At 53.6% G+C, this 9,421-nt stretch carries 10 protein-coding genes; 2 read left to right on the forward strand and 8 right to left on the reverse strand.

The window, feature by feature from the left end; translation table 11 throughout:
- Positions 1-30: 30 nt before the first annotated feature.
- The 7 genes from KIP88_RS37980 to KIP88_RS38010 form a co-directional block, all read right to left on the reverse strand.
- The gene (locus tag KIP88_RS37980) at positions 31-1,029 is read right to left on the reverse strand and encodes an SIR2 family protein (RefSeq protein ID WP_214493293.1); all 999 of its coding nucleotides are present in this window, start codon (positions 1,027-1,029) and stop codon (positions 31-33) included.
- A gap of 32 nt (positions 1,030-1,061) precedes the next feature.
- Complete coding sequence (locus KIP88_RS37985) at positions 1,062-2,114, reverse strand: serine protease (RefSeq protein ID WP_214493294.1); 1,053 nt, start codon at positions 2,112-2,114, stop codon at positions 1,062-1,064.
- A gap of 93 nt (positions 2,115-2,207) precedes the next feature.
- A complete protein-coding gene (locus tag KIP88_RS37990; RefSeq protein WP_214493295.1) occupies positions 2,208-2,633 on the reverse strand; it encodes a hypothetical protein in 426 nt (141 codons plus the stop codon).
- A 133-nt stretch (positions 2,634-2,766) separates the two neighbouring features.
- A complete protein-coding gene (locus KIP88_RS37995) occupies positions 2,767-3,570 on the reverse strand; it encodes a hypothetical protein (protein ID WP_214493296.1) in 804 nt (267 codons plus the stop codon).
- Between the two features lie 392 nt (positions 3,571-3,962).
- Entirely contained in the window at positions 3,963-4,229 is a 267-nt protein-coding gene (locus KIP88_RS38000; RefSeq protein ID WP_214493297.1) for a hypothetical protein, read from the reverse strand.
- Positions 4,230-4,511: 282 nt separating this feature from the next.
- On the reverse strand, positions 4,512-5,432 hold the full coding sequence (locus KIP88_RS38005; RefSeq protein WP_214493298.1) for a hypothetical protein: 921 nt from the start codon (positions 5,430-5,432) through the stop codon (positions 4,512-4,514).
- 80 nt (positions 5,433-5,512) lie between these two features.
- Complete coding sequence (locus KIP88_RS38010; protein WP_214493299.1) at positions 5,513-5,812, reverse strand: hypothetical protein; 300 nt, start codon at positions 5,810-5,812, stop codon at positions 5,513-5,515.
- Positions 5,813-6,189: 377 nt separating this feature from the next.
- On the opposite strand from KIP88_RS38010, the gene KIP88_RS38015 reads away from it, so the two are divergent.
- Together KIP88_RS38015 and KIP88_RS38020 are read left to right on the forward strand one after the other, a co-directional pair.
- On the forward strand, positions 6,190-7,167 hold the full coding sequence (locus KIP88_RS38015) for a hypothetical protein (protein ID WP_214493300.1): 978 nt from the start codon (positions 6,190-6,192) through the stop codon (positions 7,165-7,167).
- Positions 7,168-7,352: 185 nt separating this feature from the next.
- Complete coding sequence (locus KIP88_RS38020; protein ID WP_249791325.1) at positions 7,353-8,123, forward strand: trypsin-like peptidase domain-containing protein; 771 nt, start codon at positions 7,353-7,355, stop codon at positions 8,121-8,123.
- A 62-nt stretch (positions 8,124-8,185) separates the two neighbouring features.
- On the opposite strand, the gene KIP88_RS38025 is transcribed toward KIP88_RS38020, so the two are convergent.
- Positions 8,186-8,728: a DUF4760 domain-containing protein gene (locus KIP88_RS38025; protein WP_214493302.1), complete on the reverse strand. Its 543-nt coding sequence runs from the start codon at positions 8,726-8,728 to the stop codon at positions 8,186-8,188.
- Positions 8,729-9,421 lie beyond the last annotated feature (693 nt).

Genomic DNA, 9,421 nt, shown 5'->3' on the forward strand with positions numbered 1-9,421 from the left:
TGAACCCTGACGAACTGCTAAAGTAGGTGGCTACTCGTCGTAACGGTATCTGATCTCGATGCCGAGAAAGTCCACGTACTTTTTGACCTCAACAGGATCGGATTGCAGCGTCGGGCGCAGCAATCTTCTTGAGGCTCCGACAATATTATCCCGAAGAGTGTTGAACAGCGGAGCAGGTGGGATAGCAGCTCGCATTCGCACATCGCGTTTATCGATTACATCAAGGCCTTGCATGTCAACTATAAACATTTTTGCTCCGGCCCGCGCGGCCGCCGCTAACTGAGCGTTGATGTGGTCATCGTTGAAGCTGTATCCGATAATCATGAGACGAGTATTGGACCCGCAAATCATCTCGTGAAACCGTTCTTGGTACCAGCTGAGAAGGGCAATGCGATTAATGTCGTCCACTTTTGCCCCTCCGATCACCATCACGTGCTGGTCTCGTGCGCGCCAGTTATAGGAACCATGGAGCTTGAAATAGGGCTGTTTACCCGCCTCAAGCACGAAGCCTGATTCCATAATTGACCGCACGGTGGCTTTGGACAGTTGGTTTCCATGAACGGTGGTTGGCTCCGGCGGCATAAGACCGGGGATGTACCGAGCCTCCCATTTGTGAGGAGGAGGTGTCTGCGGAATATTGTATATGTAATGTTGTTCCAAAAGGGTGTCTTGGTTGAGTGTGAAGATGGCATCGAAATGGTCGAGGAGTGCGTCGATAGCAAAAACGCCGCGATCTTGCGCTCGTTCGATGTGGGTGGAGCGAAAGCCAAGCTTCATTGTATCAAACATTCGGATCAGCATTTTGTTGAATCGGGCGAAATTATCTGCCGCGACCAAATCGGCCGGATCGGCAGCTGCGTCCCTCAGTTGTTGGTAGGTTTCTTCAAAATTTCCAGAGTTTGCCCAGAGACGATTTCTTATGAGTGCGTTCAACTCGGGACAGCCGAGTAGAAACTCGAAGGCTTCTATCGCAAGGAAGCCCCCCCAATTTCGGCTGAAGCCAGCACCGGTCAACAAGAGATGAGGCATTAACAATCTCTCCTCGATTTGTATACTCACCCCTAAAGACCCGCTCCGTGGACATTAGCAATACCTTCGTTCCCATTCTTCATCAGGTCGATCAGGCTTTTGTTGTCGATTAACGGCAGCGTCATCATCGGCGCGATCAAACACCCGCTTGCGTGATTTTCGGTGCTACCCAAGCTACGGCTGACAACTCCTTTCGTTATAATGCCTCCACCAACCAAAATGGGACTGCCGCTCATTTTGCCAGGAATTTTTGCGTCGAACTCGAAGTTCGGTCCCGGCGTTGAGTTTTGCTTCTCGGTCATGTTGTCCGGGTAAATGCTTGTTACGGAGCCAACGGAAACAACCAATTCTGGCTGGTAGTCATCGCCTCCAAATCGAATGTTCCTCATCTCGGGATAACCAATCGCAACGGCGCGGTCGCCAAGTTTGAGATTATACCGGCCGATGTTCAGCGGCTGATAGGGGCCAATCAACGGCTGTTCTCGAACTTTGCAAACTGCGATATCGAGGTCTGCTTTAAATTCAGGTGCTAGATGCAGAAGCGGGCTTTCAACATCTCTACCCCAATGAAGCGTCCACTCAAATGGGCACATGAACCATTTTGCTTCGCGCATTAGCGGATGCATTTGAAAGGGAGCATTTTTCAGAGCTGGGTTGGCGGGCAGCAACGTTCCGAATCGCAGGTCGTCGCCCAATTTCTTCGCGTCTCTGGTTACTTGAGTGACGCTCGTATAATTTTCGTCTACTGGATCACGAATTACGTGCGCAGCGGTTATCAACAGACCGGACGCGCTGATGAAAAAGCCGGTGCCGATGCAGCGCATCTCTTCATCGCCGTCATTCCATGCGACGATAGGTACGATGCTTTGCCGAACTAGAAATTCAGTGGTGCCAAACGTGGCGAAGAAGTTGTTCATTATAGGACCCGGGCTTTGGGTCATAAGAGTGACTTCATTTTCGATTTTGAAGTAGTCCTTTGAGAAACCCTTTCTGGGTTTGAGGTCTATGCCCTTAAGATCGTGACCAGCCCAAACGCCCGCCTCGTTCTTTCTCCAGATCGATTTCAATATTCCGATGTCGTCCATTTGCATCTGCCCTATTTGCCGAGCTTCAGCGGGGGCATAGTTGTCACTCCCATAGCTAGGTAAACATCAGCAGGCCAGCCAGCCCTCGGCGTTTTACTTCCTGTTCGTTTTCTGAAATTCCGCTATCGCATCAACTGTCCGACCGATGGCCTGCTGCATCCCTAGTTGAAAGCAGCCCCACACAAGGAAGGCAAAAATTGCGATGAGCATCCGTCTTGCCTTATGCATCCATGCCCACCACCCACGTCGGGGTGCGGCGGGTTCTTTCCGGCTCCTTCCGCCGGGAATTTTCATGGTGAACAGCCAACTGAAAAATGCCTGCAAAAAGAAAATCAGCAACACATGGCAAAGAAAATAGAGTCCATAGAGCCAGGGATCCTTGGTTACCTGCGCGGCTACTCCCAGCGTGGCAGTGATTATCAACCAGGATATAAATTTGAACGACCAATCGACTAATGATCTGAAGCGCTCCAGAAACGGGTGATCGTCGGGAAGTTCGCCGCCAAAACGAAAATGCATTCATTTCCCCGCATCACTCATGGGTCGCCGAAGCGCCGCCGGGAACGCGTCAAATCTTTCAAAGGCGCTTATTTAGGGACATTCACGTGCGTCTCGGTGCAGGTCATCAGCAATCGAAAGCTTTTAACGCGTCCTATTTCGGATAGATCGGGGCAGCTTCGTACTCTCGACGCTTCTTTGTCAAAAGTTGCTGCTTCTCGTTAATCCACGTCCAGAATCGTCCCGATGTAGCAGTGTTGAACTCAGCCATGAATTTATTGCTTTTAAGATAGAGCGGAACGTTGGCGTCTTGCTGCTCTAGCGATTTGATTTCCGCAGCGAGGTTCTTCGCGCTGCTGACCGCCTCGAACGGATTCCAAACGAGTGCCGTTGCATCGTGATGTATGTCGGGAAAGATCATGTATCTTCCGGCCGCATCAAAATACTTGTTGAGAGCAATCTCTGTAGTGTCCGCATATGCGGATAAATTCGCTGCGGCCGTCTTGTTCAAAATCCTATCCATAAGGGACTTGTTCAAACGTGCACCGGCTGTAGATGCGGACAGTACTTCAGTGCTTAGCAAGCCATATAATTCATCTATCGCCCGAATGCGCTGCTCGATGTCATAGGCCGTAAATCGCTTTTCTAGCGGTGCCGGAGATTGCGAGGCTGCTTCCACCGCTAGTCCCACCACCTCAGGCTTGCTCGCAAGCTTTGTTTGCTGCCAAACGAATCCGCAGGCGGCGATAACGAGACCGAAAGCGATGAGATAATTCGGCGAAACAAACGACATCGGCTGCGCCCATATGACCATGCAAACGACCGCAAAGAGTCCCGACGACCAAAAGATTGATCTAGCAATCCAAGCATGCTGCGGGTTTGGCCATATCAGGGGAGCCACCCCGGCAGCGATCTGGACCGCGAATAAAAAAAGCGTAAGGAAGAGCGCGGTATCCATTGCGCGACCTTAGACGGAGATTCGCGTCGAGCGCGAGGTGCGCCGCCTAAACTCTCCACAGGTGTGTATAAGCGTCGATATGTCTCGCCGTAGATAGTCCAACGGGAATCGCGGCACAAATGTGAACACATCAAGCGCAAGTCGTTGATATGGTTCGGCCTTTGAAGCCAGATGACTTCCTTGTGCAGGAAGGGCTGGGGCGTCTAGGCGACCACCCCCCAATACCTAGCGGCTTGCCAATTTGTTCACGATTTGTACTATTCTCGGGATGAAGAAAAATGACCGCGAAATCGAAATCCTGTTCAGGCGGCTTCGCCTCTACGACCGGCTAGAGCGCAGGGCGGAAGGGCTCGTTCGCACAATCCAGAGGGTAATGAAGGAGCGCTATGGGCCTAGATCGCGTCCGTTCCGAAATCGAGCACATGCGCGCCCAGGTCGGAAGACAGCGCAAGGAAATCCTCCAGCTTCAAAGGGCAGGGATTTCCACTGCCTCGGCTGAACTCCTCCTTGCAAGGATGCACGCCAAAATCGACGACCTTTGTGCTGAGCGTGAACGGCTCAAGAAGGAGCAGGGCGGGCCACGAAAGGGCGTGTGCTTGGCGGCCGGAGTTGGTGATGGCAGAGCCGCTGAAATGGTACGACGTGAACGCGGCCGACAATTCGCCTTGGATCAGCGCGCTCGCTGAAGTGCGCCACCTGGCTACGCGCGAGGGCTACTGCTTTCAACACGTCCAGGCGATCACCGTTGCGGTCGATCAGTACGCAGAGAAAGCGCTAGGCAACCGCGACTACTTTCGCAACAAGCCGTATGGTGGGCTAGCTCGCGCTCATTCGCTCTTCGCGATCGTGCCCGACATGGACGTCGCCGAAATAGATGTGCCAGCAGGGCTGCAGTTTTGGTTGAGTGTGCAAGTGCACTGTGAGGAACAGTGCAGAATATTTCAAATGCCAAGGTTGCGTTTGATGCGCGCGGTCTCCGCTTCAATACCCAGGACGATGCTCTCAACTTTGCCCGCCAGAGCGTCGAGCGCGGTCGGCGCTGGGTCCGCCAGCGGGGGTTCTCCTGTTCCGAGGACTACCTGAAGCACCGGGCGCGCATCAATGTTTCCGGTCGTATCCTCCGCGAAGCGACAAAATTCGAGTTCGTTGCGCAGATCATTCCACTTGTTGATTCCGATCTGATTCTCTCCGCCACGGAAGGTCATGCTGGTGGCTTGGCCGCCCAGTCCAAAAACGACCCCTTTAGAGTCGAGCGACATGCGAAGAATACGCTGGTGCTTGCTAGGTCCGGCGACGGAGCTGAGTGCATAGAGCATGTCGTCTCCTCCATAATGCGCGTTGAATGCTCTTACGAAGGTCACAAGGTCCGCATTGACCTTCTTGGTTTTTGCCGCCGTTTCGTCATCCAGGTTCTTGGCGGTTTTCCCGAAGGGAAAGTAGACTCCGCGCGAGTCGGGTCTACCCAATTCCACCGCAGCGTCGCAGACAGCCTGATCCAACGAGTGGCGAAGATCGTTGACGATGCCATAAGCCGCATAGCGCAGCGCCGGAAGGCGGTTATGGAAGCGGAGCTTGACGATTTTTTGCTTGGTATTCGGGTCTTGGCTGTAAATCATGTCGTAATTGCAAGACTCGATAAACGTCTCGCACGCCGATCTAAAATTGACGATGCTTGTTTTTGCCCCATCGATGAGTAGCTTGGGGCTTTCAAACGGTGCGAAGTCATCCATGGCAAAAACCGACGATTTGCAAGCAACCAAAAATCTGATGAGCGCCCTCGTGCGGATGAAGCCAAAGCCGCACGAGGAAATGAAGATCGGGAAGAAGGCTAAGAAACCGAAATCGAAGAAGAAGCCCGGCAAGTGAGCCGGGATTCTCGTTGTTGGCGGCACAAATGAAAAGTGTGGCTCGCCAGAATCTTGGGCGTCCTCATTGACGTAAATCAGACCTTCTTTGCGAAGGGCATCAGAACGAACAAGTCTTGATCGCCGGTTTGCCCGACAAGGCGCGCGTCCTTAAAGTCAGGCATCCCGATCAATGCCATATCAGTGCTGGTATTGATCGCCGCTTTGATGCTGGCAGCAACGCCATTAATGTCTTTCGAAGATTCGAAAAGCAGAAATGAAGTTGGATCAACCCACCATTTGGAGCTGATTAAGCGTACCGCCTCAACTAAGTTGTCGTAGCGAACGCGGTAGCCTGCATCGTTGTGAATGCGAAATGTAGTCCAGTAACCGGCCATGTTTGGCGCCTTTTCAAATGTGGGGCCGACTTGACGACATGGGCGAGTCAGGAGTTTAGTCCCGTTGCTACCGACCGATGGCCTGCCGTCAGCCCCTAGCTGAGAATGGCAGGATCAAGGGGGCTCGCCCTTCGCGGGAGCGAGTCCCCGATTCGGTTCCGACTATAGACCGATTCTCCTTTGGGTAGCGTCCGTTCCGTATTTGTACTGGTTTTCCACAACCTTAGGCTTTCGAGCGCCAGCGCAAGAAGCGCTCGCTGCCTGCTTCTTATGGACGATTTTCGTTAGTGCTGCGGTACGTCATGCCCCCGAGCGATGACCATGCGAGGGCTATGGACGCAATCGCAAAGGGGTTATTTAGCTAGGATCATGCTGGCATGAAGGCTTTGGTCTACCGCACTACTTCAGGACAATTTCAGGGCTGGGGACCTGTCCACCTGCAGCAGCCGCGCGGCTATGCTTACGCAACGCCGACCCATTTTGTGCATGTTTACGGAATTGCTGATGGAGTTTGGGTGATCTCGCCAGGGCTGACGGTGAGTATGGGGAAGCAGGGCTCGTTGGAAGATTGGGTCAAGCAGCAGTTCGGAGCGGAAGATGTTGAGTCGTCGCTACTTGATGTTGGAGAGTCGATAGAGGGCGTCTGGCGGCCGGGCATTCATTTCGACAAGGATATGATTGCAGGGCTGGCCCAAAATCAAACCGACTTGCGATCAGCGGAGCAGCGCCTCTTATTGCTGATCGAGCGGCTCGACGAACTATTGCTTTTCATTGAGCCGACCCCTCAATCTTTGGGTGCATTCAGCCAAAAGACGAGAGAGTTACTAATTTTGGCGTGCACTGATGTCGAGGCGCAGTGGAAATATTACCTGGACAAGGCTGGCGTCATCCCGACAGGCCAGGGATTCCGCACCACCGATTATGTTCGGTTGAAGGATCCGCTATCCCTGCCGGACTATGAAGTGTCATTTCCACGGCATTCGGCTGTGGTCCCGATCCGACCGTTCTCTACATGGAGTTCTGCCGCGCCTACGCAAAGTCTCCCTTGGTACGATCAGTATAACCAGGCAAAGCACGACGGGCTAAACCGGCTTTCGTCCGCTACGGTTCTCGCGTGTATGCAGGCGGTAGCGGCTAATCTTGCAATGTTCAGCGTTCGTTTCGGACCCCACAGGCTATTTGGCGGGCAGGGTATGCTGTCGGCTCTAGTCAACAGTAATCTGTCTGTGTCGCTTCGCGACTGCGACGCAAAAAGCTTTTACCCGCCGGTTGTCGATGTCTCGTCCAGACACATCTCTATGACCTGGGGGCACGCGAACCAACTTCCACCAACGCCCAAACCCTTCATACTTTGACGAGCGTAGTTTGCGGCGAACCGGGGACGCCCCAATTTGCGCGAACTGTGCAACAAACTGTGCAAGTCTGGTCGCGGCGTTTTTCCGGTGACATCGGAATGTTGTGCACGCAGTACTTCGTCTCTCCCTGATCCGTGACGGCAGGATATAACGCTAGAGAATATCCAAACAACGGCTGGTTCCTAATGTCCGTCCCTGCGAAACGGCTAGTATATTCGGCACTCAGGATATCGGTGCTGCACTTTGGTCCCGACGGCTCCCCAAAGGAGATTCACGGAACCTGCTTTCTGGTGAAATCAGGCGCCGCGCTATACGCCGTGACGAACAGGCACAATCTGGACCTGTCTTTCAAAGACAGGAAATACGTGGGCTTCACCTTGGGGGACGTTAAAATATCCGGCTACTCGGAAACGGACCACTACTACGAGACAATTCCGACGGAACCGGTTCAGTTCTTGTTCGCGACGAACCCGGCAGAAGACGTGGCCGTATTGGATCTGACCGATCGAAAAATGCAATTCATGCGTAGGCGAAAACAGGGTGAAACTGCAGGAGCAGCGCTCGGACCGCCGTCGCTTATGAATCTCGATGTTGGAATGCTCGCTACAGGTGACGACCTGAAGAAACTGGCACCTGGCGCTCCGATCTTAATGCCCAGCTATTCCCTTCTGTACGATAAGAGCAGCGAGCGTCCAGTCATGCGAGGAGGCATTGTTTCGAGCGATCCCGAGAGCGATTATCATAGTGAAAGCCAAGAGCCAGCACGTCGAGTGTTATTTCAGGCGCAGTCAGCAGAGGGGGCGTCAGGAGCGCCCGTTTTCGCGCAACTTGCGGGGGAGGCTGTGCTCCTCGGCGTGAACGCTGGTCAGCTTATAATCGGCGGAATGCCTTCCGGCTTTTCTTATTGTTTTAAGGCTCAATGTATCCGCGAGTGTATCGACAGATGGGCCCGCTAATCGTTGCTATGGGCCACGTGGCAGAAGTGCCACCCGAACAGCAAGTGAGCACTGAGGGCTGGCTATGGCGACAGAGCTAGCGGTATAGGACCCGGCCGGAGCGGTCGCCCTTTGTGCTGCCATCGAATGGCTAACTCAGGATTTGTCATCCATCGATAGTGCAGCCTACGGAAGCTACGAAAATACAGATCCGCGTTATGCGCTTTGCGGATGTGATCAATCAATTTCGCCGTATCATTCATGGCGTCTAGGACAAATCCCTTCCAGAACACATAGCAAATGCGCTCATCGAACGTTTCGTTTTCAATGCCGACAGCCATCAGTTCGAAGACGTTCAGATAGCTTCTCACCGCCTGATAGTGCTTTGTCGCGCAGAACTGGGTAAGGTCAGTGGTTCCTTTTAGAACTTCGACCCCTGCTCTGTAGTTGTCGTAAGCTTTCAGCAGCTTGTCATCCATCTCTGCCTTAAGAAAGAAATCGATTGCAGCTCTGCGCCGGGCGACTCCCTTCTGTGCGAGCAGAGACCATGTGGCGACTGTTAGAGCCGCAAGTGCGACAACAACAGTGCCTATTGGTGCAAGTTTCGCGATTGCATCTAATTCCATTTCCCGCCTTTGATTGATGCCCTTGTGTCATACAAGCTTAGCGGGACCTTCGGCGGCATCAAAGGCGGTTTTGCAAACAGCTCGGAATTGGCCGGAAATAGTAGGGCCGAAAGGACGGGGAATTGCAGAACCGAGCGAGATGTTTCAACGGCTTAGCCACAAATCGATGTGCTACCGTTATACTATTCCCCCCGAAGCGCCTGATTTCGTATTTCACCGGGCGGTCTGAGGCTTCCGCTCTATGGCGGGCAATCTTAGGACATCGAAAGTTCCGCGCAGGTGGCGGGCCTCCCGGAACAGTGATCACTGTCTAGGCTAGGTTGTGTTAGTCTTGTCGCTCGCCTCCCTGGGCGTTTCCTCCCTAGACTTTGGGGCCGCTGTCGATAAGCCGGCAGCGGCCTTTTTTATTGCGATCATCATTCCATCATGGTGGAGGGGGCGCCGGATTCCCAGATACCGGTGCGGCATCGCGTTCCGAAGGGATACGCATCTTGAGCGTTTGCGCGAAGCCCGTCTGGGGGCCGCAGCAAACCTGGCACGGCTTTGTCGCCGAGCTCGATCGACCCATCTAGGACGCCGCATTGGTCCGCTCGTGGCCCTTTTGAGACATGCCGACTGCCTCTCACGATGTCCGTTGTCGGGGGAAGACCGGAAGTGCTAGGCGTGCGGCCAAAGCGACGCAATTGACCCAAG

This window comes from Bradyrhizobium sp. SRL28, from assembly GCF_018596315.1.
Lineage (GTDB): Bacteria > Pseudomonadota > Alphaproteobacteria > Rhizobiales > Xanthobacteraceae > Bradyrhizobium.

Excerpts from the sequence above, each read along its gene's own strand:
- KIP88_RS37980 (WP_214493293.1), bottom strand. The coding sequence starts at position 1,029 with ATGCCTCATCTCTTGTTGACCGGTGCTGGCTTCAGCCGAAATTGGGGG.
- KIP88_RS37985 (WP_214493294.1), bottom strand. The coding sequence starts at position 2,114 with ATGGACGACATCGGAATATTGAAATCGATCTGGAGAAAGAACGAGGCG.
- KIP88_RS37990 (WP_214493295.1), bottom strand. The coding sequence starts at position 2,633 with ATGCATTTTCGTTTTGGCGGCGAACTTCCCGACGATCACCCGTTTCTG.
- KIP88_RS37995 (WP_214493296.1), bottom strand. The coding sequence starts at position 3,570 with ATGGATACCGCGCTCTTCCTTACGCTTTTTTTATTCGCGGTCCAGATC.
- KIP88_RS38010 (WP_214493299.1), bottom strand. The coding sequence starts at position 5,812 with ATGGCCGGTTACTGGACTACATTTCGCATTCACAACGATGCAGGCTAC.
- KIP88_RS38015 (WP_214493300.1), top strand. The coding sequence starts at position 6,190 with ATGAAGGCTTTGGTCTACCGCACTACTTCAGGACAATTTCAGGGCTGG.
- KIP88_RS38020 (WP_249791325.1), top strand. The coding sequence starts at position 7,353 with ATGTCCGTCCCTGCGAAACGGCTAGTATATTCGGCACTCAGGATATCG.
- KIP88_RS38025 (WP_214493302.1), bottom strand. The coding sequence starts at position 8,728 with ATGGAATTAGATGCAATCGCGAAACTTGCACCAATAGGCACTGTTGTT.